Raw genomic sequence first — 26,972 nt, forward strand, 5'->3', positions numbered from 1 at the left:
CTCCACAACCGTTGGCCGTATGCCGCCCGAGCAGTACGCGGCGACTCCCGCAGGGGAGTTGCCCACGGGCCCGCGCCTCCAGTGACCGCACCACCACGGAGGCCAGTGTCGAGGGGCACTCTTGCGCCCGCGCGGTCACTGCGGACGCTGCTGGAAGGACACCGTGTGAGCCGGATCTCGGTTCGGGGTTTCGCAGTGGCTTCGGCCACCGCGGTCACCACCGTCGGCGCAGTCGTGGGAGTCGCCACCGGCGACCCCTCCTCGAACGATCTCGAGACGACCGCTTCCGGCGCGACTCTCCTCGCTGAAATCCCGGTCGACGAGCAGGCCCAGGTCCAGAGCGCCACCCTCGCGCAGCAGGCCGACGCCATCGCCCACGCCGCCGACACCGACGCCAAGCGTTCGACGGAGGAGGCCGCTCGCGTCCAGGCCGCCGAGGACGCCAAGTCCAAGAAGGCCGAGGCCGAGAAGGCCGACAAGGCGAAGAAGGACAAGGAAAAGGCCGACCTGGAGGCCAAGGCCAAGGCGGAGCGCGAGGAGGAGGGTGAGATCGCCAGCCGGTCCGCGTCCCGCGACTCGGCCGACTTCCCCGTCCAGGGCTCCTACACGGTCGCCCAGGTCAAGGCGATGGCCCAGCAGATGGTGCCGTCGGGCCAGTTCCAGTGCTTCTCCAACATCATCAACCACGAGTCCACCTGGAACTACAAGGCCGTCAACGCCTCCTCGGGCGCGTACGGTCTCGTCCAGGCGCTCCCCGGTACGAAGATGGCCTCGGCCGGCGCCGACTGGCGCACCAACCCGGCCACCCAGATCAAGTGGGGCCTGAACTACATGAACGAGCGCTACGGCAGCCCCTGCGGCGCCTGGAGCTTCTGGCAGGCCAACAACTGGTACTAGTCGGTCCGCCCGACCCCGAGCAGCCCCGCACCGTCCTCCGGTGCGGGGCTGCTCGCGTGTACGGTCGTGCGGGGCGCGGCCGGACGAGGCACGCCGACGCGGCGGGCGGGGGGAAGGGAACGACATGGCGAAGACGGCAGGCTGGCTCGGCCGGCTCGGGAGCAGGCTCAGCCGGATGGAGGCGCGCCTGGACGAACGGCGGGCCGAGGTCGAGGCCGAGTCCGCCGGCGGCGCGGTCGGCGAACCGCCGCCGCCCGCCCCCGCGGTGAGCGCCGAGGAGCGGGCGACGCCCGCGCGCGTCGGCGCGGGCCCGGGCGGCGCCCCGGAGCGCCCCGACCCGGTCAGCGTCATCCCCTGGGGGGTGCGCGTCGCCGCGGAGGCCAGCTGGCGGCTGCTGCTGCTCGCCGGACTGCTGTGGGTGCTGATGAGGGTGATCAGCGAAGTGCGCCTGGTCGTCCTCGCCTTCGCCGCCGCCATGTTGGTGACCGCGCTCCTCCAGCCGTTCGTGGTCCGGCTGCGCCGGCTGGGGCTGCCGCGCGGCCTGGCCACCGCCGTCACCGCGATCCTCGGGTTCGTGGTGATCGGGCTGGTCGGCTGGTTCGTCGTCTGGCAGGTGATGGACAACCTCGACGACCTCTCGAACCGGCTTCGCGAAGGCATCAACGAACTCAAGACCTGGGCGCTGGACAGTCCGTTCCACGTGACCGAGAAGCAGATCAACGACGTCGCGAAGAACCTCAGCGAGACCATCGGCACCAACACCGAGGAGATCACCTCCGCCGGTCTGCAGGGTGTGACGGTGCTCGTCGAGGTGATGACGGGCATGCTGCTCGCGATGTTCTCCACGCTCTTCCTGCTCTACGACGGCAAGAAGATCTGGACCTGGGTCCTCGGCCTGGTCCCGGCCGCGGCCCGGCCCGGTGTCGCGGGCGCCGGTCCGCGCGCCTGGCGCACGCTGACGGCGTACGTGCGCGGCACCGTGCTCGTCGCGCTCATCGACGCGGTCTTCATCGGCCTCGGGCTCTACTTCCTCGACGTGACGATGGCCGTGCCGCTGGCCGTGTTCATCTTCCTGTTCGCGTTCATCCCGCTCGTCGGCGCCGTGATCTCCGGCGCGTTGGCGGTGATGGTGGCGCTGGTGACGGAGGGACCGTTCACCGCGCTGATGGTCGTCCTCGTGGTGCTGGCGGTGCAGCAGATCGAGGGGCACGTCCTGCAACCCTTCATCCTCGGCCGGGCCGTACGCGTCCACCCGCTCGCGGTGGTGCTGGCGGTGGCGGCCGGCGGGATGGTCGCGGGCATCGGCGGAGCGGTGGTCGCCGTACCGCTGGCCGCCGTCACCAACACGGTGGTCGGCTACCTGCGGGCGTACTCCCGCGAGCAGCGCGGCATCGCGGCCCTGAGCGGCCCCGGTCCGCACGGGGCGACCGCGGTGGAGGTCGCCGTGCGGGAGGCCGGGGATGATCAGCGAGCCTGAGCTCGAAGGGGAGTGGACCTCGGACCGCCCCGCCGAGTCGGCGGGGGCGCTCGGGCCGCCGCCGCGGGAGGGCGGGGGCGGGCCCGGCCGGTCCTGGCTCTGGGCGCTGGGCGGGGTCGTGCTGGCCTCCGCGGTGTGGGCGGGGGTACTGGTCGTGCAGGACCGTTTCCCCAGTGCGCCGCCGCTGGCCTACCGGCACTCCGAGGACCTGTGCGAGGAAGCCGAGTTGAAGGCCGTCTCGGGGTTCGCGGGGCCCCTGGAGGAGCAGGGGCCGAGGCGGCACTCCGAAAGTCCGGCGATGGACTGGTCGTACTGCGACTTCGCCACGACGAACGACGAGGCCGAGGGCCGGACGGCCTACTACGGCCAGGTCCTGGTCGAGTTGCACAAGCGGACGGACCCCGAGGCGGAGTTCGGCGCCGGCCCCCCGATCACCTCCCTGAACTGGCCGGTCACCGGCGAGGTGCAGGAGGTTCCCGGGCTGGGGGAGCGGGCGTTGTTCTTCCGGAACGTGGAGTCGCCCCGCATCCAGGTGCTCGACGGGGGCGCGGTCTTCACGGTCAACCTCCAGTGGTTCTCCCCGGCCGGGGATCCGGGCCGGGACGAGGACACCGTCATGGCGGCCCTGATCGAGGACGCCCGGGCCCTGATGGTCCGGCTCAGGAAGTGAACGAAGGGGCCCCCGCCGCCGGAATCGGCGGCGGGGGCCCCTTCGTACGCGCGGCGGGAGGTCACTCGGAGGCGAGGACGGCTTCCGCGTCGAGGGTGACGGCGACGGCCTGGATCACCGAGGCGATCTTGAAGGCCTCCTGGACCGTCTCGCGGTCGACGCCGGCCTTGCGCAGGACCTGCTCGTGCGAGTCCAGGCACTGGCCGCAGCCGTTGATCGCGGAGACCGCGAGCGACCACAGCTCGAAGTCGACCTTCTCGACACCGGGGTTGCCGATGACGTTCATCCGCAGGCCCGCGCGCAGCGTCCCGTACTCCGGGTCGGAGAGCAGGTGGCGGGTGCGGTAGAAGACGTTGTTCATCGCCATGATCGCGGCGGCCGACTTGGCGGCGGCGTACGCCTCCGGGGTCAGCGCCGCCTTCGCCTCCGGCTCCAGCTCACGCAGGACGCGGGGGGAGCGGGCCGCGATGGCGCAGGACAGGACGGTGCCCCACAGCTGCTGCTGCGACAGGGTGCTCTGGTTCCCGATGACCGAACCGAGGTTCAGCTTCAGGTCCTTGGCGAAGTCCGGTACGGCCGACTTCAGGGAGTCGAGGGACATCCGTCACTCACCGGCCAGCAGCGCGCCGGCGTCGAGGGTGGTCTCGCCCTTGGTCCAGTTGCAGGGGCACAGCTCGTCGGTCTGCAGGGCGTCGAGGACCCGCAGGACCTCCTTGGGGTTACGGCCCACGGAACCGGCGGTCACCATCGTGAACTGGATCTCGTTGTTCTGGTCGACGATGAAGACGGCGCGCTGCGCGAAGCCGTCGGCGCCCTGGACGCCGCAGTCGCGCATCAGCTCGTGCTTGGAGTCGGCCAGCATCGGGAAGGGCAGGTCACGCAGGTCGGCGTGGTCCTTGCGCCAGGCGTGGTGGACGAACTCGGAGTCGCCGGAGACGCCGAGGATCTGGGCGTCACGGTCCAGGAACTCGTCGTTCAGCTTGCCGAAGGCGGCGATCTCGGTCGGGCAGACGAAGGTGAAGTCCTTCGGCCAGAAGAACACCACGCGCCACTTGCCCTCGTAGGTCTTGTGGTCGATCTGAGCGAACTCGCTGCCCGCTTCGAGCGAGACGCAGGCGGTCAGATCGTAGGTGGGGAACTTGTCACCGACAGTGAGCACGAACTCTCCTTGCGAAATGGAAAGTGACCCTTATGGGGGCTTTCCGAAGGGGTTGGACGGATCTCACATGCTGACACAGCTGCATTGATTACGGAAATAGCTAGTCTTGTGTCGGGTGATCGGAGGTACCTATCAGTGGCTGTCAGTAGTAGAGGACCGAAGCAGTCCAAGCAGTCCAAGCAACCGAAGCAGCCGACGCTGGCGCAGCTGCGCGCCTTCGCGGCGGTGGCGGAGCACCTGCATTTCCGGGACGCCGCTGCGGCGATCGGAATGAGCCAGCCCGCGCTGTCGGGGGCCGTGTCCGCGCTGGAGGAGGCGCTCGGGGTGCGGCTGCTGGAACGCACCACCCGCAAGGTGCTGCTGTCCCCGGCGGGCGAGCGCATCGCCCTGCGGGCGCGGGGCGTGCTCGACGCGTTGGGCGGGCTGCTGGAGGAGGCCGAGGCGGTACGGGCCCCCTTCACCGGGGTCCTACGGCTCGGGGTGATCCCCACGGTGGCCCCGTACCTGCTGCCGACCGCGCTCGGGCTGTTCCAGCGCCGCTACCCCGGCATGGACCTCCAGGTGCACGAGGAACAGACGGCCTCGCTGCTGGAGGGCCTCGCGGGCGGCCGGCTGGACCTGCTGCTGCTCGCCGTCCCGCTCGGCGTCCCCGGGGTCACCGAACTGCCCGTCTTCGACGAGGACTTCGTCCTGCTCGCGCCCCGCGGACACCCGCTCGCGGGGCGCCGGGACATCCCCCGCGAGGAGCTGCGCGGGCTCCAACTGCTGCTGCTCGACGAGGGGCACTGCCTGCGCGACCAGGCCCTGGACATCTGCCGCGAGGCCGGGCGGACCGTCGGCGCGGACGTCACCACGACGGCCGCCGGGCTGTCCACGCTCGTACAGCTGGTCGCCGGGGGGCTGGGCGTGACCCTGCTGCCGCGCACCGCGCTGCGACTGGAGACCGCCCGCAACGAACACCTGTCGACGGGGTACTTCGCCGAGCCGGCCCCCTCCCGGCGGATCGCCCTGGCCATCCGTACGGGCACGGCCCGGGAGGAGGAGTTCCGGGCCATCGCGGGCGCCCTGCGCGAGGCGGTGCGTCCGCTGCCGGTGTGGCCCACCGACTGAGGGCGGGGCCGACTTGCCCCGGGGTGGGCGCGGGGAGCCGTCAGGGGGCCCTCAGGGCTCGGGGGTGTTGCGCGGGCGGCCGCGCGGCCTGATCGGGGCGGCTCCGCCCGGCAGCCGGCCGGAGTCGGACAGGGACCGGCGGAGCAGGAACTCGATCTGCGCGTTCGCGCTGCGCAGTTCCTCCCCGGCCCAGCGGGAGAGGGCCTCGTACACCTGGGGGTCGAGGCGCAGCAGCACCTGCTTGCGCGCCTGCTTCCCGGGTCGGGGCCGGCCGCCCTGCTCCGGGGCGCCCGGCTCCGCACCGCCCCGCCCCGGCTCGGGGCCCTCGGGCTCGTCGCCGGGCCGGGCGCCGCCTGCGGGGCTCACTGGTAGAGGGTGCCCGCGTTGATGACGGGCTGGGCCGCGCGGTCGCCGCAGAGCACCACCATCAGGTTCGAGACCATGGAGGCCTTCCGCTCGGGGTCCAGGTCCACGATGTCCTCCTCGGCGAGGCGGGTGAGGGCGAGTTCCACCATCCCGACCGCGCCCTCGACGATCTGCTTGCGGGCGGCGACGACGGCCCCGGCCTGCTGGCGCTGGAGCATCGCCGAGGCGATCTCCGGAGCGTACGCGAGGTGCGTGAAGCGGGACTCGATGATGTGCACGCCCGCCGCCTCGACGCGGGTCGCCAGTTCGACGGCGAGCTTCTCGGTGATCTCCTCCGCGTTGCCGCGCAGCGAGAGTCCGCCCTCGTCGTGGGAGTCGTAGGGGTACTCGATCGCGATGTGCCGGACGGCGGCCTCGGTCTGCGTCTCGACGAACTCGGTGAAGTCCTCCACCTCGAACACGGCCCGCGCGGTGTCGGCGACGCGCCACACCACGACGGCTGCCAGCTCGATCGGGTTGCCGTAGGCGTCGTTCACCTTCAGGACGGCGGTCTCGTGGTTGCGGACCCGGGTGGAGATCTTCTCGCGGGAGGTGAGCGGGTTGACCCAGCGCAGCCCGTCGTCGCGGATCGTGCCCCGGTAGCGGCCGAACAACTGGACGACCCTGGCCTCGCCCGGCGCCACCGTGTTGAGCCCGGTCATGGCGACGATCGAGAGGAGGGTCAGGAGGATGCCCAGGAGGATCAGGGAGGCCTGTGCGGCGACGGTCGACGCGTTCGCGCCGACGACGATCACGGCCGCTCCCGCGACCACCCCCACCAGTCCGCCCAGCAGGGCCGCCCCGCCGCCGACGCTGCGCGCCGCGAACTCCCGTACCTCGCTCGGTCGTGTGCCCACTGTCGCTGTCATGGAATACCCCCGTTTGTTGCTCGGCGTCCGATCGGGATGGGCCGAAGCGTCTATCAAAGTGATATCACTTTTTGCGGAGTCCGCAACCCTTCAGGCATCGTGAGCGTCGGTTCCATTGGAGTGGGTGCTGATTCTCACGTCCGAATTGACCGGTATTGATCAGGGATGACCAACCTTTGTCACAGCCTGCGGTGTTAGTTTTCTGAGCTGACGTCGGGGGGGTAATCGAGCGGAGCGGGAGCGATGGGCCGAGCAGAAGCGCGACGAGCGCAGCAGCGCAGCGGTGCGCGGAATACGCCGCGCGGGCGCGCCAATGGCAGCGCCGGCAGACCAACCGGCATACGCCGCTTCTTCACCTGGAAGAAGATCCTCGGCGCCTTCTTCGTGATGATCCTGCTCGGCATAGGCACGGTCGTCCTCCTCTACTTCCTCGTGGACGAGCCCACCGACCCGAACAAGACGGCGACGCTCCAGAGCAATACGTACAAGTACGCCGACGGCTCGGTCATGGCCCGCACCGGCGAGATCAACCGCGAGAACCTTCCGATCGACAAGATCCCGGAGGACGTGCGCAACGCGTTCATCGCGATCGAGAACAAGTCCTTCTACAAGGACCGCGGCATCGACCTGATGGGCGTGGGCCGCGGCCTCTTCAACACCGTCCGGGGCAAGGGCACCGCCGGTGGCTCGACGATCACCCAGCAGTACGTCAAGAACTACTACCTGACGCAGGACCAGTCGCCCACCCGCAAGATCCGGGAGCTGATCATCTCCCTCAAGGTCGACCAGCGGATGGAGAAGGACGACATCCTCGCCGGTTACCTCAACACCAACTTCTACGGTCGCAACGCCTACGGCATCCAGGCCGCGGCCCAGGCCTTCTACGGCGTCGACGCCGAGAAGCTGACCCTGGAGCAGGGCGCCTACCTCGCCGCCGTCATCCAGGCCCCCAGCCAGTACGACTGGGCGACCGCCGGACCGAACGGCAAGAACCTCGTCATGATCCGCTTCAACGCGGTCCTCGACAACATGGTCGAGATGGGCGAGCTGGACGAGGCCAAGCGCAAGACCCTGCAGTTCCAGGAGCCGATCAAGCCGAAGCCCCGCCCGGGTATGGAGGGGCAGAAGGGCTACCTGGTCCAGGCCGCCGAGGTCGAGCTGAACAAGCAGAAGATCACCGACGCCGACATCGCGGCCGGCGGCTGGACGATCGTCCTCAACATCGACAAGAAGAAGCAGGCCGCGCTGGAGAAGGCGGTCCAGGACGAGCTGGAGTCCAAGCTCGACCGGAAGAACACCAAGGACCGCCCCGTCGACCAGAACGTCCAGGCCGGCGCCACCTCGGTCGACCCCAAGACCGGCGCGATCGTCGCGATGTACGGCGGCCAGGGCCTCACGGAGAAGTCCGCGAGCAACGCGCTGCGCAACGACTACCAGCCGGGCTCGACCTTCAAGCCGATCGTGCTGGCCTCCGCCCTGGAGAACGGGGCGACCACGCAGGACGGCAAGGAGATCACTCCGAACGCCCTGTACGACGGCACGAGCAAGCGCAAGGTCGTCGGCAGCGACATCCCGTTCAGCCCGCAGAACCAGGACGACATCAACTACGGCGACCCGATGATGACGGTCCAGGACGCCACGAACTCCTCGGTCAACTCGGTGTACGCGCAGATGATCGTCGACACGAAGCCGAGGAACGTGAAGAAGACGGCGCTCCAGCTCGGCATGGTGGACCGCAAGGGATGGGACGAGAACCAGCCGGCCATGTCGCTGGGCACCATGAGCGCCAACACCGTCGAGATGGCCGCCGTCTACGCCACCCTCGACAACCACGGCAAGAAGGTCACCCCGACCATCATCAAGTCGGCCGAGCACAAGGACGGCGAGTTCGAGCCGGTCAACCCGATCGGCGGCCAGGCCATCACCCGCCAGACCGCCGACACCGTCACCAAGGTGCTCACCGGGGTCGTCGCCGAGGGCTCCGGCCAGGCGGTGCGCAGCGGCGCCTACCAGGCCGCGGGCAAGACCGGCACCGCCGAACTCAACGTCGCCGCCTGGTTCACGGGCTACACCCCGGAACTGGTCACCATCGTCGCGATGTTCGGTGAGGACCCCAACACGCACAAGCAGGTCACCCTGACCGGCACCGCCGGCAAGGGCCGCGCGGGAGGTTCCAGCTTCCCCGCCGAGATCTGGAAGGCCTACACCCTCGCCGCGCTCAAGGGCGTCGACACGGCCGAGTTCAGCCTGACCGAGGCGCGCATGGGCGTTCCCGTCGCGCCGAGCCGCAGCGTGTCCCCGCCGGCCCCCTCCACCTCGCCCGCGACCAGCCCGACGACGAGCACCAGCCCGAGCCGGCCGGCGACCTCGCCGAACCCGTCGCAGAGCAGCACCAAGCCGGACCCGACGAAGTCGACCGGTCCGACGAAGACCGTCGATCCGACCAAGACCGTCGACCCGACGAAGTCGGCCGATCCGACGAGGTCTTTCATCTTCCCCCGGCCCAACCCGCCGCAGGAGGAGTAGCCCCGGGTACGGCCCGCCCGTACCCATGGCCGTACGCACCACCGCCCCGCAGCGATCACGCCGCGGGGCGGTGGTGCGTCCGGGTCGGGACACGTGCGACCGGGGCCGGCTCGGCGTGTACGGGACCTTCGGCGCGGCCTGGCTCACGAGCGGCCCTCCCCCGGGAGTCGGTGGGATCAGTGGCTGCCTCCCGGCTCGCGCCGCAGCGAGGCACCCTCCCGCGCGTACACCGGTCAACGCAGGTCCTGCGCCCCCGGCAACGGGAGCTCGAACCAGACCACCTTCCCGCTGCTCAGCCGGGTCGCGCCCCAGCGCCGCGCCAGCCGGTTGACCAGGAACAGGCCGCGCCCGCCCTCGTCGGTGTCCCGGGCCCGCCGCTGCCGGGGCAGCTGCGGGGAGTCGTCGCCGACCTCGCAGCGCAGCACGTCCGTGCGCAGCAGCCGCAGCGTCACGGGCCGTTCGGCGTACCGCACGGCGTTCGTGACGACCTCGCTGACGAGGAGCTCCAGGGAGTCGCTGAGCTCCTCCAGGTCCCACCGGGCGAGCGCCCGGCGGGCGAACCGGCGGGCCCGGCCCGGAGCGGTCTCCTCCGGGTCCAGGAACCAGTACGCGACGTCGCTCGGCGCGATTCCGTCGAACCGGGCCGCCAGCAGGGCGATGTCGTCGTCCCGGTCGCCCGGACCGAGCATGTCCAGCACGTCGTCGCAGAGCGCTTCCAGCGGCGGCGGGTGGTCCAGCCCGGTCAGCTGGGCGGTGGTCGCCAGCCGTTCGCGCAGTTGCTCGATGCCGGTCCACACGTCCCGCAGCCGGGACTCCACCAGCCCGTCCGTGTACAGCAGCAGGGTGGCGCCGGCCGGCGCGTCCAGCTCCACGGCCTCGAAGTCGACACCGCCTACGCCGATCGGGGCACCGGGCGGCACCCGCAGCACCTCGGCGCGACCGCCCAGGTGCAGCAGCACCGGCGGCGGGTGGCCGGCGTTGGCGATGGTGATCCGGTGCGAGACCGGGTCGTAGACCGCGTAGAGGCAGGTGGCCATCCGGTCGGAACCCAGCCGCTGGGCCTGCTCGTCCAGGTGGTGCAGGACCTCGGCGGGCGGCAGGTCCAGCTGCGCCAGGGTCTGCGCGGTGGTGCGGAGCTGGCCCATGATCGCGGCGGAGGTCATGGAGTGGCCCATCACGTCGCCGACGACCAGCGCGACCCGGCTGCCGGGCAGCGGTATGGCGTCGTACCAGTCCCCGCCGACCCGGGCCGTCTCGGCGGCCGGCAGGTAGCGGGAGGCGAGCCGGACCCCGGTGGGCTGGGGCAGGCTGTCGGGCAGCATCGTGCGCTGGAGCTCGTCGGCGATGTACGCCTCACGGCCGTACAGCACCGCCTTGTCGATGCCGAGCGCGGTGTGGGTCGCCAGCTGCGCGGCGACCAGCAGGTCGTTCTGCTCGAACGCGTCCCGGTCCGGGGTGCGCAGGAACACCGCCGCGCCGATCACGCGCCGGCGGCCCCGCAGCGGGGCCAGGATGGCCCGCTGGCCGCGCGGCACGGGATGCTCGGAGCCCAGCAGCTCCGGCAGCGCGTCCTTGGCCCCGGCGGCCGACCCGAAGACGGGCCGTACGCCGCGCAGCACCTCGGCGAGGGCCCCGCCCGGCTGGATCTCGCACAGCTCGGCGGCCGGCAGGTCGCCCTGCGGGCCGACGAGCGGAAGCTGACTGAAGTCGAGCTCGCCCGCGGCGCCCGCGGCGCCCGCGGCCCCGGCGGGGTCGCCGGTCCCGCCGTCGGTGAGGTCGTCGATCGGCCGGAGCCGGTCGGTGCGCCGCAGCCGCAGGACGACCGGGCCGACGGGCCGCTCGTCGCCGACGGGCAGCGGATCGCGCAGGTAGACCAGGATCGCGTCGGAGAAGGTCGGCACCGTCGCCCGGCACAGGCCGAGCACGATCTCGTCCAGGTCGATGCCGCGGGCGATGCGCCGGGTCGCCGCGCCGACGAACCGCAGCCGATCGCCCTCGCGCCGCGCCGCCGTCACCTCCCCGGTCCCCGAGCCCGGTATCGCCGTCCCGCCGCCGGCGGAGGAGGGGCCCTCGGGCGCCGAGGGCAGCAGGGGGGCCGTTCCGAGCGGGGCGCGGGGGCCCGGCGGACCGGTGCGCGCCGGCGCCGCGGGACCCGGACCGGCGTCCGCCGCGTCACGCCGGCCGGCGTTGCGGGCGGCCTCGTCGTCGCGGGTGCGGGCGCCGCCGGGACCGGGGTCCGCCGCGCCGTGCCCGGAGGCCCGGGCGGCTTCGGCGGGTTGCCCGGAGCCCGGGCCCGGGGCGCCGGTGCCGCGCGGACGCGGTACCTCGGCGGCGCCGCCCTGGCCGGAGACCGGAACCTGCGCATGCGTGCGTACGGCCTCGGCGGCCGCGATCGGGGCCTTGCCGTGGCCTGCCTCGTCCGAACCCCCGCCGGAGACACCGGCGGGCTGCGGGCCCTCCTGAGAGGTGGGGTACTCCGTCACGCGTGGAATTCCGTCCGTTTGCGCTGGATGTGCGCTGCACTCAACTCGGTCAGTCGCGGTATACCCGCTCAGCGGCGGGGACACCTCCGCCCCCTGGTTCCGCGTCCCGCTCGTTACCTCTCGTTCGGCGTTGACCTCCGGTCAAGTCCCGGTCGCCGCAGGTCAATTGCGTTCACGGGACCTGATTTTCGCCCCGCGCGCGACCGGCGGAGGTCGATCCTACGTTTCCACCCCGGGGGCGCATCAAGGGTCTCATGAGGTCATATGCGCCGGGGTGCGGTCCCAATCCTCGGGGAGCGGGGGAACGTCCCAGGTCGGATCGGGCCGCCAGTCGGGCCAGCCGCCGGAGAACGGAGCCCCCCACGCGCCGATCACCTCGACCGCCGCGCGGCCCGCCTCCCGCACCCGCCGCGCCTGGTGCGGGTCCATCAGGCCGGTCCGCTGGGCCTGCGCGAACTCGTCCTCGTCGAGCCACTCCCAGCTGCGGTCCGGATAGACGGCGATGTCGAGGAAGTGGTCCTCGGAATCCACTCCACCGGCCCACCGGGCGCGGGGCTCCTCCAGGTTCACGTACCAGTTCTTGAACCGCCAGCCCCGGTCCCAGAACAGCCACACCGACCACGGGTCCCCGGGCCGGGCCAGCTTCAGCACGCCGCTGCCGAACCAGCGCGACCGTACGGTGGTGCGCGGCGCGGTGTAGCGGGTGGCGAGCGGCTCCTGGTGCACGGGGGTGCCGTCGGCGAGGACCGGCTTGACGCACTCGGTGCCCGGTGCCATCCACACCGCCAGCAGTTCGTCCGTGTCCTGCACGACGGTGACCGGGCGGCAGATGTGCACCGGCCCCTGGAGCCCGGGGGCGTGGTCGCGGTAGCGCCAGAGGATCTGCTCCCCGGGCGTCCAGTGCGTGCCACGCGCCCCGTCGCGCGCTCCGTGCCGCGCCGGGCCGTCCCCGGGCCGGAAGGTACCTGTCATGCGCAGATCTTAGGGCTGGCGCCCGTACGGTGGCTGCGGTGCAGGTCACCGAGGTGGCCGGGGACGGTAAACGACCGGATTCGGCCCCTGTCCGGTAACAGCTCGGGGCCGGGTCAGGGGCGGGTCATCCGCAGGACGTCCAGTGCCTCGTCGAGTTGTTCGAGGGTGAGGTCTCCGCGCTCCACGTAGCCGGACTCCAGGACGACCTCCCTGATCGTCCTGCGTTCCGCGAGCGCCTTCTTGACGACCTTGGCCGCTTCCTCGTACCCGATCCAGCGGTTCAGCGGGGTCACCACGGAGGGCGAGGACTCGGCGTACTCCCTGGCACGCTCGGCGTTCGCGGTGATCCCGTCCACCGTGCGGTCGGCCAGGAGCCGGCTGCCGTTGGCGAGCAGGCGGATCGATTCGAGCAGGTTCCGCGCCATCACCGGGAGCATCACGTTGAGTTCGAAATTGCCGGCGGCACCTGCCACGGCGATGGTCGCGTCGTTCCCCATCACCTGGGCGGCGATCATGAGAACGGCTTCCGGGACGACCGGATTGACCTTGCCGGGCATGATCGAGGACCCCGGTTGCAGATCCGGGAGATTGATTTCGGCCAATCCTGTGCGCGGTCCGGAGGCCATCCAGCGCAGGTCGTTCGAAATCTTGGTGAGTGATACGGCGATGGTCCGCAGCATTCCGGAGGTTTCCACGAGGGCGTCGCGCGCGCCCTGCGCCTCGAAGTGGTTGCGGGCCTCGGTCAGCGGCAGCCGGGTGGCCCGGGCGACCTCGGCGATCACGGCGGAGGAGAACCCCGGCGGGGTGTTGATTCCGGTCCCCACCGCCGTGCCGCCGAGCGGGAGTTCGGCCAGCCGGGGGACGACCGCCCGCAGCCGCTCGACCCCGTAGCGGACCTGGCCGGCGTACCCGCCGAACTCCTGCCCCAGGGTGACCGGGGTGGCGTCCATCAGGTGCGTGCGGCCGGCCTTGACCACCTCGGCGAACTCGGTCTCCTTGCGCTCCAGCGCGGCCGCCAGGTGCTCCAGCGCCGGCATCAGCTCGCCGGTGATGGCGGCGGTGGCGGCGATGTGGATGGAGGAGGGGAACACGTCGTTGGAGCTCTGCGAGGCGTTGACGTGGTCGTTGGGGTGCACCTCGCGCCCCAGCCGCTCGGTGGCCAGGGTGGCGATCACCTCGTTGGCGTTCATGTTCGACGAGGTCCCCGACCCCGTCTGGAACACGTCGAGGGGGAACTGCTCGTCCCAACGGCCGTCCGCGACCTCCTCGGCGGCCGACCGGACGGCCTCCGCGAGGTCCGCGTCCAGGACGTCCAGCCGGGCGTTCACCACGGCGGCGGCCGCCTTGACCCGGGCCAGGGCCGCGATGTGCGCGCGCTCCAGCCGCTGTCCCGACAGGGGGAAGTTCTCCACGGCGCGCTGCGTCTGGGCGCGCCACTTGGCGTGCAGGGGCACCCGTACGTCACCCATCGAGTCGTGCTCGATCCGGAACGCTTCGGGCTGCTGATCTTCAGTCATGTGCGTGACCTCCTGGAAAAGTTGAGCAATTGTCTTGTTCAAAGTGTTCCCAACTCCCCTACCCACCAGTAAATACCGTGGGTAACACCGATTTCGGGGAGGCGTTCATGGCACGTGCGCGTACGAAATCCAGATGCAGATCTACCTTCGCTTCGGTCGCGGCGATCGCGGCCGCCCTCGGGGGCGTCACCGCCATCACCCCCATGGCCCAAGCCGCTCCGGCGGCCCGGGCCGCTCCGGTGGCCGCGGCCGCGGTGACCCCCCTGCCGCCGGAACTGGAAACCGTCCGGGCCGCCGAGGCCACCCGGATCTACGGCGACCCGGCGATCCGGCCGCCCGCCCAGCGCAAGACCGGGCTCATCTCGCTCGGCGACAGCGAGATCTCCGGCGAGGGCGTCGGCGCCTACGACCCCGCGACGAACACGCCCACCAACCAGTGCCACCGCTCGCCCGACGCGGCCATCCACCGCACCGGCATCCCGACCGACCTGACCTTCAACGTGGCCTGCTCCGGCGGGTACACGGGCAACATCCGGATCGGCGGCAGCAAGCAGTACGCCGACGAACTCGTCCAGAGCGACAGCCTGGCGATCAAGGCGCGCAACACGAGGATCAAGATGGTGGTGCTGGTCGCCGGCGCCAACGACGACCTGCAGTTCGGCCCCGTCATGACCGACTGCGTGACCCGATGGGTACTCATCCAGGGTACCTGCGAACCCAAGTACGCCCCCGGCTGGCAGGCCCGCGTCGACGGCCTGAAGCCCAAGGTCCAGTCGACCGTCGCCGACCTGAAGACCGTCATGCGCGACGCGGGCTACGCCGAATCCGACTACAAGCTCGTCGTCATGGGCTACCCCAGCCCCATCGGACCCGACTTCGGCGACAACCCGAACTTCCCCGGCAAGCTCCCCGGTGGCTGCGCCGGCTACGACTCCGACGCCGCCTGGGGCCGCAACCACGCCGTCCCCACCTTCGAGAAGGGCATGCGCGCCGCCGCCCGCGACTCCGGCGCCCTCTACCTGGACAACTCGCGGCTCTTCCACGGCCACGAGGTCTGCATGGAGGACCCCTGGGCCCGCGGCCTCTACCTGGACCTCGGCGACCACTTCCCGTGGGACGAGAACACCGCCCGCCAGTCCTTCCATCCCAACTACCGCGGCCACGGCGCCTTCGCGTCCTGCCTCACCCAGCTCTACGACTCCGGCCTGCGCGAGGCCTCCTGCGCCGACCCGGCGAGCACCGGCACCCCCGTCCTCCAGGCCGGCGCCTGGGACGACCTCCACGCACCCCTGACGAACGCGGCGACCGGCAACTGCCTCGACGCCTCCGGCTCCTCCAGCGCCAACAACACCAAGGTCGTCGGCTGGGACTGCCACGGCGGCCGCAACCAGGGCTGGTGGTACGACACCGCCCGCAAGTCCCTGCGCGTCGAACTCACCCATGACCGCTGCCTCGACGTCCCCGGCGGCTACGGCAACGGCAGCGGCCTCATCCTCTGGAACTGCCACGGCGGCGCCAACCAGCAGTTCGTCCGGGACGGCGCGACCCTGCGCCCCGCCGCCGCGACCGGCATGTGCCTGACGCTGGCGGCCGCGCACGAGCAACTGCGCCTGCAACCCTGCAACGGTGCCGCGAACCAGCGCTTCGCGTAACCACACCCCCGCCCGCCCTTGGGGCACGCCCCCACGTCCCCGCGTCCCCCCACGCCCGGCCGGCGCACCCCGGCCGGGTGATCCACCGTCCGGCCCGCCGGTTCGGCGGGCCGGCGTTCCGGCCGTGCGGCCGTGCGGCCGTCTCACAGGTCGCGCAGGAGCTTCCGCACGTCCCGGGGGCGGTTGGTGATGATCGCGTCCACGCCGAGCCGTACGCACAACTCCACGTCCTCGGGCTCGTCCACGGTCCACACCCGCACCGCCAGCCCCTTCGCCTTCAGCCGCCCCACCAGTCCCGGATCCCGACGCACCAACTCGATGCCCGGGCCCGCGTGGGTCGCGTACGGGGGCCGCGCGGGCCGCAGTCGGCGTTCCATCAGGTACACGGCGGGCAGCCCGGGCGCCAGCCGGTGCAGCCGGGTCAGGGCGCCGCGGGAAAAGCTCATCACCTCGACGCGGCCGTCCGCGCCGTCCGCGAGGCCGTGCGCCCGCAGGACCCGTACGAGTTCGCCCTCCAGCCGGCCGCCGGCCCGCGTGGGGTGCTTGGTCTCCACTGCCAGCCCGACGCGCCGGGGCGCGGCGAGCACCTCCGCGAGCAGGTCCTCGAAGAGCAGCACCCGGGCTCCCCGGTGCTCCGCGCCCTTCCAGCCACCGAAGTCGAGGACGGCGAGCTCCTCGTACGTCAGCTCCGACACCACCCCGCGCCCGTCCGAAGTCCGCTCCACCCGCCGGTCGTGCACGCACACGAGCCGCCCGTCGGCGCTGAGCCGCACATCGCACTCCAGGGCGTCGGCCCCGTCGGCGATGGCCTGCCGGTAGGCGGCGGCGGTGTGCTCGGGGTGCTCGTGCGAAGCCCCCCGATGGGCGACGACCCGCACGTCACGGGCGGTGGAAGGGAACGACTGCGTCATGCCGCCGACGTTATCCCGATGCGCCCGAGGACCCCGGGACGTCATGCTCCACCCGTGGCTGAACACTTCGTGACACTTCGTCGGCGGCCCGAACGGCGTCCCGCTCATCGCGGTCCGCGCCCTGTACGGGCTCACCCTCCCGGAACTCCGCACGGCCCGCACCACCGGCATCGACGCCACCCCGGCGGAGGCGGCGCTGTTGTGCGGGGCCCGGACGACGGTGTCCTGACGCGCCGCGTCCCGTGACGAAGCCGACGGACCGACCCCGATCGGCGGATGCGCCGGAGGGGCCCGCTGCCGATCGGCAGCGGGCCCCTCCGGCGCATCCCTGCTACAGGCCCGGGCCGCGGACCGGGATGTGGGTGAACGTCGGCTCCGGGGCCGGATTCTGGAAGAAGTCGTTGCCCTTGTCGTCGACCACGATGAACGCCGGGAAGTCCTCGACCTCGATCTTCCAGACCGCCTCCATGCCGAGCTCCTCGTACTCCAGGACCTCGACCTTCTTGATGCAGTCCTGCGCCAGTCGCGCCGCCGGGCCGCCGATGGAGCCGAGGTAGAAGCCGCCGTGCGTGCCGCAGGCGTTCGTCACCTGCTGCGAGCGGTTGCCCTTGGCCAGCATGACCTTCGAGCCGCCCGCCGCCTGGAACTGCTCGACGTACGAGTCCATGCGGCCGGCCGTGGTCGGGCCGAAGGAGCCGGAGGCGTAGCCCTCGGGGGTCTTGGCCGGGCCGGCGTAGTACACCGGGTGGTCCTTCAGGTACTGCGGCATCTCCGCGCCCGAGTCCAACAGTTCCTTGATCTTGGCGTGCGCGATGTCGCGCGCCACGACCAGGGGTCCGGTCAGGCTCAGGCGGGTCTTGACCGGGTGCTTGGTCAGGGTCGCCAGGATGTCGTCCATCGGCTGGTTCAGGTCGATGGAGACGACGTCCGCGGCCTCGCGCAGGTGCTCGTCGGTGGTCTCCGGCAGGAAGCGCGCCGGGTCCGTCTCCAGCTGCTCCAGGAACACGCCCTCCGCGGTGATCTTCGCGGTGGCCTGGCGGTCGGCCGAGCAGGACACGGCGATGGCGACCGGCAGCGAGGCGCCGTGGCGCGGCAGGCGCACCACGCGCACGTCGTGGCAGAAGTACTTGCCGCCGAACTGCGCGCCGATGCCGATCCGCTGGGTCAGCTCGAAGACCTGCTGTTCCAGGGCCTCGTCGCGGAAGCCGTGGCCGAGCGGGGAGCCCTCGGTGGGCAGCTCGTCCAGGTAGTGCGCGGAGGCGTACTTCGCCGTCTTGAGCGCGTGCTCGGCGGAGGTGCCGCCGACGACGATCGCCAGGTGGTAGGGCGGGCAGGCCGCCGTACCGAGCGAGCGGATCTTCTCCTCCAGGAACTTCATCATGGAGGCCTCGTTGAGGACCGCCTTCGTCTCCTGGTAGAGGAAGGACTTGTTGGCCGAGCCGCCGCCCTTGGCCATGAAGAGGAACTTGTACGCGCCGCCGTCGGTCGCGTACAGCTCGATCTGCGCGGGCAGGTTCGAGCCGGTGTTCTTCTCCTCCCACATGGTGATCGGGGCCATCTGCGAGTAGCGCAGGTTCAGACGGGTGTACGCGTCGAAGATGCCGCGGGAGAGCGCCGCCTCGTCGCCGCCCTCGGTGAGCACGTTCTGGCCGCGCTTGCCCATGACGATCGCGGTGCCCGTGTCCTGGCACATCGGCAGCACGCCGGCCGCGGCGATGTTCGCGTTCTTCAGCAGGTCCAGCGCGACGAACTTGTCGTTCGCGCTCGCCTCCGGGTCGTCGATGATGCGACGCAGCTGCGCGAGGTGCGCGGGGCGCAGGAAGTGCTGGATGTCGTGGATCGCCTCTTCGGCGAGCTTGCGCAGCGCCTCCGGCTCGACCTTGAGGAACGTACGACCGTCCGCCTCGAAGGTGGACACGCCCTCGGCGGTCACCAGCCGGTAGGGGGTGGTGTCCTCGCCCAGGGGCAGCAGGTCGGTGTACGCGAACGCCGGGCCGGGGGGGCGGGAGCTAAGGGACATTGGGGGCATTCCTTCAATCGGCAGACGGCGCTGGCGACCAATTGGCAGCGCGGTGTCCAGCGTAGGACCTCCCGGCGGCGCCAACTCTGTGAGGTAGGGCTCACTCAGTAGTATCGCGATCTATCGTGTCTCGCTATGCTGGCGTCGTGGACCTGGAAAAGCACCCCGCCGCCCCCGCCGCCGCCCCCTCCGAGCTGCGCGCCTCCGACGCCGACCGGGACCGGATCGCGCAGATCCTCTCCGATGCCCTCGCCGAGGGCCGGCTGACCGCCGAGGAGCACTCCGACCGCCTGGACTCCCTCTACGCCTTCAAGACGGTCGGTGAGCTGGACGTCCTCGTACGGGACCTCCCGGCCGTTCCCGGCGGGTCCGCGGCGGCCGCCCCCGTGACGGCCGCCGGCTCGGGCTGGACCGAGACCGTCGTCGCCGTGTGCAGCGCCTCCGCCCGCAAGGGCCGCTGGCGCCCGGGCGCCCGTACCCGGGCCGTTTCGGTCATGGGCGACATCAACATCGACCTGACCGAGGCCGTCTTCGAGCAGCAGATCACCGAGATCAACGTGACCTCGGTGCTCGGCAACGTCGAGATCATCGTCCCGGAGAACGTCACCCTGCGCGGCTACGGCAGCGGGGTCCTCGGCAACTTCGAGGTCCGCGGCCAGGGGCGCGGCGCCACCGACCCGCAGGCGCCGGTCGTGATCGTCCGCGGCTTCTCGCTGCTCGGCAACATCGAGGCCCGCCCCAAGCCCGGGGCCCGACTGGTCGACCTGGCCCTCAAGCTCCGCAAGCGCACGGAGGGCTGAGCGCCGCCGGGACCCCGGCCGAGCGGCGAGCGCCGAGCGCCGGGACCGGGAACGGGACCCGGGACCCGGGACCGCACGAGGGTTTCGGGCCTGCGTCGTATTTCGGTCGAACCTCCCGCGCCCGACGGCCCGTGCGGCATAGCGGCACGCCCAGCGGGTAGGGACTGGTGCATCGTCTCTCGCTCGCGTATACGTCGTCAGGAGTAGACCGTGCCGCATCCGCCGCATCAGTCCCTGCAGGCAGCCGTCGTCCAGAGCCTTCCGACGCGGGCGGCCGCCGTGCCGAAGCCGCGGGTGCCGGCGAGGGAAGAGGACGGCCCCTGGCACGCGGAGGCGGTGTGCCGCAGGGACGAGGCGGGACTCTTCTTCGCCCCTTCCAAGGAACCCACCGCGGCCCGGCTCGCCCGCGAGGAGGCCGCCAAGCGGGTCTGCGCGCGCTGCCCGGTCATGGTCGCCTGCCGGGAGCACGCCCTGCTCCAGCCCGAGCCCTACGGCGTCTGGGGCGGCCTGACCGCCGCCGAGCGGCGGGTCGTACTTGGCCGGCGCCGGCGGCGCGCCACCGAACTGCTGCCCGGCGCCGCCGGGTCCGGGCCCATCGCCGCGGCGGGCTGAGCCCGACCCCGCCGCACCCCGGCCCCGGTCGGGTGCGCGGTACGACGTACGGACGCGCGAGAAGGGCGGCCCGCCGCACGCGGGACCGCCCCTCACCGTCGTACCGCCCTCAGGGTCGGCCGCTTCCGCGACCGTTCCCTCCGGCCGCTCCTACTGGGCGCGGTCGAAGTCGATCCCGCTGTACGCGCGCAGCTTCGACAGTCGGTGGGTGGAGTCGATCTGTCGGATCGTGCCCGACTTGGAGCGCATGACCAGCGAGGACGTGGTCGCGGTCTCCGAGCGGTAGTGGACGCCGCGCAGCAGCTCGCCGTCCGTGATGCCGGTGGCGACGAAGAAGACGTTCTCGCCGGACACCAGGTCCGTCGTGGTCAGGACGCGGTCCAGGTCGTGGCCCGCGTCGATCGCGCGCCCGCGCTCGGCGTCGTCCTTCGGCCACAGCTTGCCCTGGATGGTGCCGCCGAGGCACTTGATGGCGCAGGCCGAGATGATGCCCTCGGGGGTGCCGCCGATGCCGAGGAGCAGGTCCACGCCGGTGCCCTCGCGCACCGCCATGACCGAGCCCGCGACGTCGCCGTCCGAGATGAACTTGATGCGGGCGCCGGTCTCGCGGATCTCCTTGACGATGCCCTCGTGGCGCGGGCGGTCCAGGATGACGACGGTGACGTCCTCGACGGCGATGCTCTTCGCCTTGGCGACGCGGCGGATGTTCACCGCGACGGGGGCGTTGATGTCGACGAAGTCGGCGGCCTCGGGGCCGGTGACGAGCTTGTCCATGTAGAAGACCGCGGACGGGTCGAACATGGTGCCGCGGTCGGCGGCCGCCAGTACGGCGATGGCGTTGGGCATGCCCTTGGCGTTGAGCGTGGTCCCGTCGATCGGGTCCACGGCGATGTCGACCTCGGCGCCGGTGCCGTCGCCGACCCGCTCGCCGTTGAAGAGCATGGGCGCTTCGTCCTTCTCGCCCTCGCCGATGACGACGACGCCGTTCATCGAGACGGTGGAGATCAGGGTGCGCATCGCGTTGACGGCGGCGCCGTCGGCGCCGATCTTGTCGCCGCGGCCGACCCACCGGCCGGCGGCCAGGGCTGCGGCCTCGGTGACCCGGACGAGTTCCAGGGCGAGGTTGCGGTCGGGGGAGTCGGGATGGACTTCGAGCTGGGGCGGCAGGTTGTGCTCGGTCATCGGAGCGCACCTTTCTGTACGACGACGGCCGGGATGTGAGGGTGCTGGAACTCTATCGGTACGTCGACATATTGAGCAGAGCGGGTCACGTATGAGCGGAATATCGGTCAAGGGGTTGGCGTGAGCGGACGCCTTGCGTTCGGGCGGCCCGTTACCCCGCTCACCCGACACGTCCACCCCGGCGGTGATCGCCCCCGCGCGATGCGGGACGATGGTGCCGTGGCAGGTATGAAGGGCAAGCAGACGATCTGGGACATGGTCCGGTCGCTGGCGGTGATCGGTCTGGTCGTGGCGGGGATCTACATCTTCGTCCCGCACGACGACGACGCCGATCCGACGCGCACGGTGGACTACCGGGTGGAGACCGTCACGGCCCGGCGCGCGGCGCCGTACCCGGTGGCGGCCCCCGTGGGGCTGCCCGCGCAGTGGCGGGCGACCTCGGTGACGTACGAGCGCAAGAACGCGAACGCCTGGCACCTGGGCTTCCTCGCCTCGGACAAGGAGTACGTGGCGGTGGAGCAGTCCACCGACGTCTCGCCGAAGTACCTGGCGAAGGTAACCCAGGGCGCCAAGGCCGCCGGCGGGACCGAGCAGATCGGTGACCGGGCCTGGGAGCGCTGGGAGGGCGAGAAGTACGACGCCCTCGTACGGCAGGAGCAGGGCTGGGTCACCGTCGTGACCGGGACGGCCTCCTTCGAACAGCTGGCGCGGATGGCGGGCGCGCTGGAGTTCAAGCAGGGTCCGGACGCGCGGTAGTCGTTCGCCGGCCCGCGAGGGGCCGCGTGCGCGTACGTGCAAGCCGAAAGAGGCCGCCCGCCCCGGGATTCCGGGGCGGGCGGCCTCTTTCGGTGTGCTGCGGTGTCTGCCGGGCGGGGCTCAGACGGTGGTGATGACCTCGTCGAAGGCCAGGCGCGGGCTGCGCGGGTACCAGGCGGCCTCGCCCGGCTTGCCGATGTTGACGACCATCAGCGGGGTGTGGTCGTCGTCCAGGAACTCCTTCTGGAGGCCGGCGAAGTCCACGCCCGTCATCGGACCGGCGGCCAGACCGGCGGCGCGGACGCCGACGATGAAGTACGCGGCCTGGAGCGAGGCGTTGACCAGCGCGCTCTGCTCGCGGACCGGGCGCTCGGTGAAGAAGTCCTTGGCCTGCGGGTAGCTCGGCAGCAGCTGCGGGATCTCCTCGTGGAACTCGTTGTCCGCGGAGAGGATCGCGACCAGCGGCGCCGTGGCGGTCTTGGCCTGGTTGCCCTGGGCCATGTGCTTCACGAGGCGCTCGCGCGCCTCGGGGGAGCGGACCAGCGTGACGCGCAGCGGGGTGGCGTTGAAAGCGGTGGGGCCGAACTTCACCAGGTCGTAGATGGCCTGGACCTGCTCATCGGTCACCGGCTCGTCGGAGAAGGTGTTGGCGGTACGGGCCTCGCGGAACAGCAGGTCCTGAGCGGCGGCGTCGAGAACGAGAGACATCGGAAAGCCTTCTTCTTTAACGGAGGTGAAGCGCGGTGTCTCCGACTCTAGGGCGAAAGTAGGTGAATTTTCAACTAAATTGGTAGGGGGGTGATCGAGATCACTCCGGGCCGTCCTAGCCGACGTCCCCGTCGGGGACGTCCGCCGCGTCCCGGGCGGCCAGCGCCGAGTCCAGCCGGGCGCGGGCCCCCTCCAGCCAGTGCCGGCAGACCTTCGCCAACTCCTCGCCGCGCTCCCAGAGCGCCAGCGACTCCTCCAGCGAGGTGCCGCCCGCCTCCAGTTTGCGGACGACCTCGATGAGCTCGTCACGGGCCTGCTCGTAGCCCAGCGCCGTTTCGGTGTCAGTCATTCCCGATCCCATCGTATGTGTGTCGTACATCGAATTTGTTGCCGCAGTGTGTCGCTTCAGAGGGAGTCGCCGCCGGGGTTCCGGACGCCTCCCGCGCCCGCTTCCGCCTCCTGCGCCCCGTCCGCCTCCTGCGCCTCGGCCGGTACGTCCACGACCGACACCGAGAAGGCCCCCGCCGCCACCCGCGCCCGCAGCACGTCGCCCACCGCGACCTCGCCCGGGGCACCCACCACGTGCCCGTCCGCCCGCTGCAGGACCGCGTACCCGCGCTCCAGCGTCGCCGCCGGGGACAGCGCCACCACCCGGGCCAGGGTGTGCGCCAGCTCCGAATCGGCCCGGTCCAACAGGTGCCCGAGGGTGCGCCGGCCGCGCGCCAGCAGGGCCTCCACCTCGGCCTCCCGGGTCTCCACCATCCGCTGCGGATGGACGAAGACCGGCCGGGCCAGGGCGTGCGCGAGCCCCCGATCCTCCCGGTCGAGCAGCCCGCGCAGCGCGCGCAGCCCCCGGCCCTGGAGCTGACGTACCCGCTCCAGCTCCTCCCCGACGTCCGGGACCACCTTCTTCGCCGCGTCCGTGGGCGTCGAGGCCCGCAGGTCCGCGACGAGGTCCAGCAGCGGCGAGTCCGGCTCGTGCCCGATCGCCGAGACCACCGGCGTACGGGCCGCCGCGACCGCCCGCACGACCTCCTCGTCGGAGAACGGCAGCAGGTCCTCCACGCTGCCGCCGCCGCGCGCCACGATGATCACGTCCACATCGGGGCGGGCGTCCAGCTCCTGGACCGCCCGCACCACCTGCGGCACCGCGTGCACCCCCTGCACGGCCACGTTGCGGACCTCGAAGCGGACCGCCGGCCAGCGCCGCCGGGCGTTCTCCAGCACGTCCCGCTCGGCCGCCGAGGCCCGCCCCACCACCAGCCCGATCAGCTGCGGCAGGAACGGCAGCGGCTTCTTGCGGTCCAGGGCGAACAGCCCCTCCGCGGCCAGCGACCGCTTGAGCCGCTCCAAGCGGGCCAACAGCTCCCCGATGCCCACCGGCCGGATCTCCGTCGCCCGCAGGGACAACTGCCCGCGCGGGGCGTACCACTCCGGCTTCGCCAGGACGACGACCCGCGCGCCCTCCGTCACCGCGTCCGCGACCTCCTCGAAGACCTGCCGGAAGCAGGTCACGCCGACGGAGATGTCGTGCGCGGGATCGCGCAGCGTCAGGAAGACCACCCCCGCGCCCGGCCGCCGGGACAGCTGCGTGATCTGCCCCTCCACCCACACCTGACCCAGCCGGTCGATCCAGCCCCCGATGAGCCGGGACACCTGACCGACCGGCAGCGGCGCATCAGCCGACGTATTCAGACCCATGCAGGCAGGCTAGCCGCCGGAGCCGACACCGGTGCCGGGCCCGTCGGAGCGTTCGGGGGTCCGTCGGCCCCGCTGTGCCACCAGCACCCCCAGGCCCACCGCCAGCCACACCGCCCCCACGACCTGCGCCTCCCAGGACGCCTCGACGATCACGGCGACGGTCACCAGCGCCCCCAGCACCGGCACCACCAGGTGCTTCCACCAGTTGGGCGGACCCCCCGCGCGCCGCACCACGAACCAGCCCACCACCGAGGCGTGCAACAGCGTGAACGCGACCAGCGCGCCCACGTCCACCACCGACACCAGATGGTCGAGGCCGTCGTCGCGGCGCGCCGCCCAGACCGCCGCCACCAGCGTCACCGTCGCCGCCACCAGCAGCGCCGCCCGCGGGGTGCCGTCCGACGTACGGGCCAGGACCCGCGGCAGCCGGCCCTCCCGGGCCATCGCGAACAGCAGCCGGCCCGCCGCCGCCTGCCCGGCCAACGCCGCGAACGCCGCCCCGATCGCCTTGCTCACCGCCACCAGGTCGTGCAACCACGACCCCGACGCCGACTCGACCGTGTCGTAGAAGGCGGGCCCCTGGAGCCCCGGATCCGCGGCCAGCTCGGCCGAGGACACCGGGGTCAGCAGCGCCGCCAGATAGGTCTGCGCGATGAACAGCACCCCGGTCACCGCCAGGCAGAACAGCACCGCGCGCGCCACCCGCGCCGAACCGCCCGTCACCTCCTCCGCGAACGAGGCGATGGCGTCGAAGCCCAGGTACGACAGGACCGCCACCGACACCGCGCCCAGCACCGCGGCCGTCGAGAAGCCGAGCGAGCCGTCCCCGGTCAGCGGCGACAGCCAGCCGCGCCGCGCCCCGCCGTCCGCCAGCGCCACCACCGCCGCGACCAGGAAGACCAACAGCACCACGATCTCCAGGGCCAGCACGGCGAACCCGACCCGCGCGGCCGCCCGTACGCCCCACAGGTTCAGCAGGGTCGTGATCACCACCGCGAGGGCCGTCCACACCCACCGGGACACCTCCGGGACCAGCGCGTTCATCGCGATCCCGGAGAACAGGTACGCCACCGCCGGGATCAGCAGGTAGTCCAGCATCGCCATCCAGCCGGCGATCAGCCCCGGCCCCTCCCCGAGCCCCTTGCGGGCGTACGTGAAGACGGAACCGGCCTGCGGGGCCACCCGCACCATCTGCGCGTAGCTGAACGCCGTGAAGGCCATCGCGACCGTCGCGACCAGGTAGACCAGCGCCACCGCCCCGTGCGACTTCGCGTCCAGGGTCCCGAAGACCCCGACCGGCGCCATGGGCGCGATGAAGAGCAGACCGTAGACGACCAGGTCCCGGAAGCCGAGGCTCCGCCGCAGGGCGGTGGGCGCGGGCGTACCGGAATCCGTGACGGACGCCATCCGTCCTCCGAGGGATAGGCGGGACAGGGTTTCGGGCAAGTGTGTGCCGGACGGGGGACGTACGGCCTGCTGGAGGCCCCCGTACGATGGAGGGCATGACTGCACCCGCTCCCGCTCCCGCATCCCGCCGCGTCCTGCTCGCCGCCCCCCGCGGCTACTGCGCGGGCGTGGACCGAGCCGTGATCGCCGTCGAGAAGGCCCTGGAACAGTACGGTGCGCCGGTCTACGTACGGCACGAGATCGTGCACAACAAGTACGTCGTCCAGACGCTGGAGAAGAAGGGTGCCATCTTCGTCGAGCGGACGGAGGAGGTCCCCGAGGGCTCCATCGTGATGTTCTCCGCGCACGGCGTGGCCCCCGTCGTCCACGAGGAGGCCGCGCGCGGCAAGCTGGCGACGATCGACGCGACGTGCCCGCTGGTCACCAAGGTGCACAAGGAAGCGATCCGCTACGCGAACGAGGACTTCGACATCCTCCTCATCGGCCACGAGGGCCACGAGGAGGTCATCGGCACCTCCGGCGAGGCGCCGGACCACATCACGATCGTCGACGGTCCCGACGACGTCGCGAACGTGGAGGTGCGCGACGAGTCGAAGGTCGTCTGGCTGTCGCAGACCACCCTCTCGGTGGACGAGACGATGGAGACCGTCGACGCGCTGAAGACCAAGTTCCCGCTGCTCGTCTCGCCGCCGAGCGACGACATCTGCTACGCCACCTCGAACCGGCAGGCCGCCGTCAAGGTGATGGGCGCCGACTCCGACCTGGTCATCGTCGTCGGGTCGAAGAACTCCTCGAACTCCATCCGCCTCGTCGAGGTCGCCCTCGACGCCGGCGCGCGCGCCGCCCACCTGGTCGACTTCGCGTCCGAGATCGACGAGGCCTGGCTGGAGGGCGTCACCACCGTCGGCCTCACCTCGGGCGCCTCGGTGCCGGAGGTACTGGTCGAGGAGGTCCTGGAGTGGCTGACGCGGCGCGGGTACGCGGACGTCGAGATCGTCAAGACCGCCGAGGAGTCGATCGTCTTCTCGCTGCCCAAGGAACTGCGCCGCGACCTGCGCGCCGAGGCGGCCGGGCTGGTCGCGGGCGGCTCGCAGGGCTGAGGCCGGGGGCTCGAACGCCGGGCCCATCGGCCCGGACG

Annotated in this window: 24 protein-coding genes; 10 read left to right on the forward strand and 14 right to left on the reverse strand. The window is 71.7% G+C overall.

Features of this window, described 5'->3' with window-relative positions; genetic code table 11:
- The first annotated feature begins 165 nt into the window (after positions 1-165).
- The 3 genes from ACZ4XJ_RS17390 (at position 166) to ACZ4XJ_RS17400 (ending at position 3,044) form a co-directional block, all read left to right on the forward strand.
- Complete coding sequence (locus tag ACZ4XJ_RS17390; RefSeq protein ID WP_468496650.1) at positions 166-897, forward strand: aggregation-promoting factor C-terminal-like domain-containing protein; 732 nt, start codon at positions 166-168, stop codon at positions 895-897.
- Positions 898-1,021: 124 nt separating this feature from the next.
- On the forward strand, positions 1,022-2,374 hold the full coding sequence (locus tag ACZ4XJ_RS17395; RefSeq protein ID WP_468496651.1) for an AI-2E family transporter: 1,353 nt from the start codon (positions 1,022-1,024) through the stop codon (positions 2,372-2,374).
- Complete coding sequence (locus ACZ4XJ_RS17400) at positions 2,358-3,044, forward strand: hypothetical protein (RefSeq protein ID WP_468496652.1); 687 nt, start codon at positions 2,358-2,360, stop codon at positions 3,042-3,044. Before ACZ4XJ_RS17395 ends, ACZ4XJ_RS17400 begins: the two co-directional genes overlap by 17 nt.
- A gap of 61 nt (positions 3,045-3,105) precedes the next feature.
- Here the strand turns inward: ACZ4XJ_RS17400 and ACZ4XJ_RS17405 are convergent, their stop codons facing one another.
- A complete protein-coding gene (locus ACZ4XJ_RS17405) occupies positions 3,106-3,645 on the reverse strand; it encodes an alkyl hydroperoxide reductase (protein ID WP_362881343.1) in 540 nt (179 codons plus the stop codon).
- 3 nt (positions 3,646-3,648) lie between these two features.
- A complete protein-coding gene (locus tag ACZ4XJ_RS17410; RefSeq protein ID WP_281204983.1) occupies positions 3,649-4,203 on the reverse strand; it encodes a peroxiredoxin in 555 nt (184 codons plus the stop codon).
- 135 nt (positions 4,204-4,338) lie between these two features.
- On the opposite strand from ACZ4XJ_RS17410, the gene ACZ4XJ_RS17415 reads away from it, so the two are divergent.
- A complete protein-coding gene (locus ACZ4XJ_RS17415; RefSeq protein ID WP_468496653.1) occupies positions 4,339-5,313 on the forward strand; it encodes a hydrogen peroxide-inducible genes activator in 975 nt (324 codons plus the stop codon).
- Between the two features lie 51 nt (positions 5,314-5,364).
- Here ACZ4XJ_RS17415 and ACZ4XJ_RS17420 read toward each other — a convergent pair whose 3' ends face one another.
- Together ACZ4XJ_RS17420 and ACZ4XJ_RS17425 are read right to left on the reverse strand one after the other, a co-directional pair.
- A complete protein-coding gene (locus tag ACZ4XJ_RS17420; protein WP_362881341.1) occupies positions 5,365-5,679 on the reverse strand; it encodes a type II toxin-antitoxin system antitoxin in 315 nt (104 codons plus the stop codon).
- Positions 5,676-6,587, reverse strand: coding sequence for an SPFH domain-containing protein (locus ACZ4XJ_RS17425; RefSeq protein WP_362881340.1), 912 nt, complete (start codon positions 6,585-6,587; stop codon positions 5,676-5,678). The genes ACZ4XJ_RS17420 and ACZ4XJ_RS17425 overlap by 4 nt, the downstream gene beginning before the upstream one ends.
- Before the next feature lie 243 nt (positions 6,588-6,830).
- On the opposite strand from ACZ4XJ_RS17425, the gene ACZ4XJ_RS17430 reads away from it, so the two are divergent.
- Entirely contained in the window at positions 6,831-9,113 is a 2,283-nt protein-coding gene (locus tag ACZ4XJ_RS17430; protein WP_362881339.1) for a transglycosylase domain-containing protein, read from the forward strand.
- Between the two features lie 233 nt (positions 9,114-9,346).
- Here ACZ4XJ_RS17430 and ACZ4XJ_RS17435 read toward each other — a convergent pair whose 3' ends face one another.
- The 3 genes from ACZ4XJ_RS17435 to ACZ4XJ_RS17445 all read right to left on the reverse strand — a co-directional run bounded on the left by ACZ4XJ_RS17435 (position 9,347) and on the right by ACZ4XJ_RS17445 (position 14,085).
- The gene (locus tag ACZ4XJ_RS17435; protein WP_468496654.1) at positions 9,347-11,596 is read right to left on the reverse strand and encodes a SpoIIE family protein phosphatase; all 2,250 of its coding nucleotides are present in this window, start codon (positions 11,594-11,596) and stop codon (positions 9,347-9,349) included.
- Positions 11,597-11,848: 252 nt separating this feature from the next.
- Complete coding sequence (fomD, locus tag ACZ4XJ_RS17440; protein ID WP_362881337.1) at positions 11,849-12,568, reverse strand: cytidylyl-2-hydroxypropylphosphonate hydrolase; 720 nt, start codon at positions 12,566-12,568, stop codon at positions 11,849-11,851.
- A gap of 113 nt (positions 12,569-12,681) precedes the next feature.
- Entirely contained in the window at positions 12,682-14,085 is a 1,404-nt protein-coding gene (locus ACZ4XJ_RS17445) for a class II fumarate hydratase (protein ID WP_468496655.1), read from the reverse strand.
- A 107-nt stretch (positions 14,086-14,192) separates the two neighbouring features.
- Here ACZ4XJ_RS17445 and ACZ4XJ_RS17450 point away from each other — a divergent pair, with 107 nt between their 5' ends.
- Positions 14,193-15,737, forward strand: a complete 1,545-nt coding sequence (locus tag ACZ4XJ_RS17450) for a ricin-type beta-trefoil lectin domain protein (RefSeq protein ID WP_468496656.1) — start codon at positions 14,193-14,195, stop codon at positions 15,735-15,737.
- Positions 15,738-15,880: 143 nt separating this feature from the next.
- Here ACZ4XJ_RS17450 and ACZ4XJ_RS17455 read toward each other — a convergent pair whose 3' ends face one another.
- Both ACZ4XJ_RS17455 and ACZ4XJ_RS17460 read right to left on the reverse strand, forming a co-directional pair.
- Positions 15,881-16,648 carry a glycerophosphodiester phosphodiesterase gene (locus ACZ4XJ_RS17455; RefSeq protein WP_468496657.1) on the reverse strand — a complete coding sequence of 256 codons (768 nt, stop codon included), beginning with the start codon at positions 16,646-16,648 and terminating at the stop codon, positions 15,881-15,883.
- Between the two features lie 331 nt (positions 16,649-16,979).
- Positions 16,980-18,668 (reverse strand): fumarate hydratase, encoded by a 1,689-nt coding sequence (locus ACZ4XJ_RS17460; RefSeq protein ID WP_362877399.1) that lies wholly within the window; start codon positions 18,666-18,668, stop codon positions 16,980-16,982.
- Positions 18,669-18,814: 146 nt separating this feature from the next.
- Here ACZ4XJ_RS17460 and ACZ4XJ_RS17465 point away from each other — a divergent pair, with 146 nt between their 5' ends.
- Entirely contained in the window at positions 18,815-19,468 is a 654-nt protein-coding gene (locus tag ACZ4XJ_RS17465) for a DUF1707 SHOCT-like domain-containing protein (protein ID WP_468496658.1), read from the forward strand.
- Positions 19,469-19,678: 210 nt separating this feature from the next.
- Positions 19,679-20,080, forward strand: coding sequence for a WhiB family transcriptional regulator (locus ACZ4XJ_RS17470; RefSeq protein WP_468496659.1), 402 nt, complete (start codon positions 19,679-19,681; stop codon positions 20,078-20,080).
- 150 nt (positions 20,081-20,230) lie between these two features.
- Here ACZ4XJ_RS17470 and glpX read toward each other — a convergent pair whose 3' ends face one another.
- Entirely contained in the window at positions 20,231-21,262 is a 1,032-nt protein-coding gene (gene glpX, locus ACZ4XJ_RS17475) for a class II fructose-bisphosphatase (RefSeq protein WP_362877401.1), read from the reverse strand.
- 228 nt (positions 21,263-21,490) lie between these two features.
- Here glpX and ACZ4XJ_RS17480 point away from each other — a divergent pair, with 228 nt between their 5' ends.
- Entirely contained in the window at positions 21,491-22,018 is a 528-nt protein-coding gene (locus ACZ4XJ_RS17480) for a DUF4245 domain-containing protein (protein WP_362877510.1), read from the forward strand.
- A 120-nt stretch (positions 22,019-22,138) separates the two neighbouring features.
- On the opposite strand, the gene ACZ4XJ_RS17485 is transcribed toward ACZ4XJ_RS17480, so the two are convergent.
- The 4 genes from ACZ4XJ_RS17485 to ACZ4XJ_RS17500 all read right to left on the reverse strand — a co-directional run bounded on the left by ACZ4XJ_RS17485 (position 22,139) and on the right by ACZ4XJ_RS17500 (position 25,834).
- Positions 22,139-22,726, reverse strand: a complete 588-nt coding sequence (locus tag ACZ4XJ_RS17485; protein ID WP_362877402.1) for a malonic semialdehyde reductase — start codon at positions 22,724-22,726, stop codon at positions 22,139-22,141.
- Between the two features lie 115 nt (positions 22,727-22,841).
- A complete protein-coding gene (locus ACZ4XJ_RS17490; protein ID WP_362877403.1) occupies positions 22,842-23,075 on the reverse strand; it encodes an exodeoxyribonuclease VII small subunit in 234 nt (77 codons plus the stop codon).
- Positions 23,076-23,131: 56 nt separating this feature from the next.
- Complete coding sequence (gene xseA, locus ACZ4XJ_RS17495; RefSeq protein ID WP_468496660.1) at positions 23,132-24,427, reverse strand: exodeoxyribonuclease VII large subunit; 1,296 nt, start codon at positions 24,425-24,427, stop codon at positions 23,132-23,134.
- A 9-nt stretch (positions 24,428-24,436) separates the two neighbouring features.
- A complete protein-coding gene (locus tag ACZ4XJ_RS17500; protein WP_468496661.1) occupies positions 24,437-25,834 on the reverse strand; it encodes an APC family permease in 1,398 nt (465 codons plus the stop codon).
- An 86-nt stretch (positions 25,835-25,920) separates the two neighbouring features.
- On the opposite strand from ACZ4XJ_RS17500, the gene ACZ4XJ_RS17505 reads away from it, so the two are divergent.
- Positions 25,921-26,934: a 4-hydroxy-3-methylbut-2-enyl diphosphate reductase gene (locus ACZ4XJ_RS17505; protein WP_468496662.1), complete on the forward strand. Its 1,014-nt coding sequence runs from the start codon at positions 25,921-25,923 to the stop codon at positions 26,932-26,934.
- The last annotated feature ends 38 nt before the right edge of the window (positions 26,935-26,972 follow it).

This window comes from Streptomyces sp. NPDC029836, from assembly GCF_055574495.1.

What these genes read in the sequence shown, in the direction of transcription:
- ACZ4XJ_RS17395 (WP_468496651.1), top strand. Translation starts at nt 1,022, where the DNA reads ATGGCGAAGACGGCAGGCTGGCTCGGCCGGCTCGGGAGCAGGCTCAGC.
- ACZ4XJ_RS17400 (WP_468496652.1), top strand. Translation starts at nt 2,358, where the DNA reads ATGATCAGCGAGCCTGAGCTCGAAGGGGAGTGGACCTCGGACCGCCCC.
- ACZ4XJ_RS17405 (WP_362881343.1), bottom strand. Translation starts at nt 3,645, where the DNA reads ATGTCCCTCGACTCCCTGAAGTCGGCCGTACCGGACTTCGCCAAGGAC.
- ACZ4XJ_RS17425 (WP_362881340.1), bottom strand. Translation starts at nt 6,587, where the DNA reads ATGACAGCGACAGTGGGCACACGACCGAGCGAGGTACGGGAGTTCGCG.
- ACZ4XJ_RS17430 (WP_362881339.1), top strand. Translation starts at nt 6,831, where the DNA reads ATGGGCCGAGCAGAAGCGCGACGAGCGCAGCAGCGCAGCGGTGCGCGG.
- fomD (WP_362881337.1), bottom strand. Translation starts at nt 12,568, where the DNA reads ATGACAGGTACCTTCCGGCCCGGGGACGGCCCGGCGCGGCACGGAGCG.
- ACZ4XJ_RS17445 (WP_468496655.1), bottom strand. Translation starts at nt 14,085, where the DNA reads ATGACTGAAGATCAGCAGCCCGAAGCGTTCCGGATCGAGCACGACTCG.
- ACZ4XJ_RS17450 (WP_468496656.1), top strand. Translation starts at nt 14,193, where the DNA reads ATGGCACGTGCGCGTACGAAATCCAGATGCAGATCTACCTTCGCTTCG.
- ACZ4XJ_RS17455 (WP_468496657.1), bottom strand. Translation starts at nt 16,648, where the DNA reads ATGACGCAGTCGTTCCCTTCCACCGCCCGTGACGTGCGGGTCGTCGCC.
- ACZ4XJ_RS17460 (WP_362877399.1), bottom strand. Translation starts at nt 18,668, where the DNA reads ATGTCCCTTAGCTCCCGCCCCCCCGGCCCGGCGTTCGCGTACACCGAC.
- glpX (WP_362877401.1), bottom strand. Translation starts at nt 21,262, where the DNA reads ATGACCGAGCACAACCTGCCGCCCCAGCTCGAAGTCCATCCCGACTCC.
- ACZ4XJ_RS17480 (WP_362877510.1), top strand. Translation starts at nt 21,491, where the DNA reads ATGAAGGGCAAGCAGACGATCTGGGACATGGTCCGGTCGCTGGCGGTG.
- ACZ4XJ_RS17485 (WP_362877402.1), bottom strand. Translation starts at nt 22,726, where the DNA reads ATGTCTCTCGTTCTCGACGCCGCCGCTCAGGACCTGCTGTTCCGCGAG.
- ACZ4XJ_RS17490 (WP_362877403.1), bottom strand. Translation starts at nt 23,075, where the DNA reads ATGACTGACACCGAAACGGCGCTGGGCTACGAGCAGGCCCGTGACGAG.
- xseA (WP_468496660.1), bottom strand. Translation starts at nt 24,427, where the DNA reads ATGGGTCTGAATACGTCGGCTGATGCGCCGCTGCCGGTCGGTCAGGTG.
- ACZ4XJ_RS17500 (WP_468496661.1), bottom strand. Translation starts at nt 25,834, where the DNA reads ATGGCGTCCGTCACGGATTCCGGTACGCCCGCGCCCACCGCCCTGCGG.
- ACZ4XJ_RS17505 (WP_468496662.1), top strand. Translation starts at nt 25,921, where the DNA reads ATGGAGGGCATGACTGCACCCGCTCCCGCTCCCGCATCCCGCCGCGTC.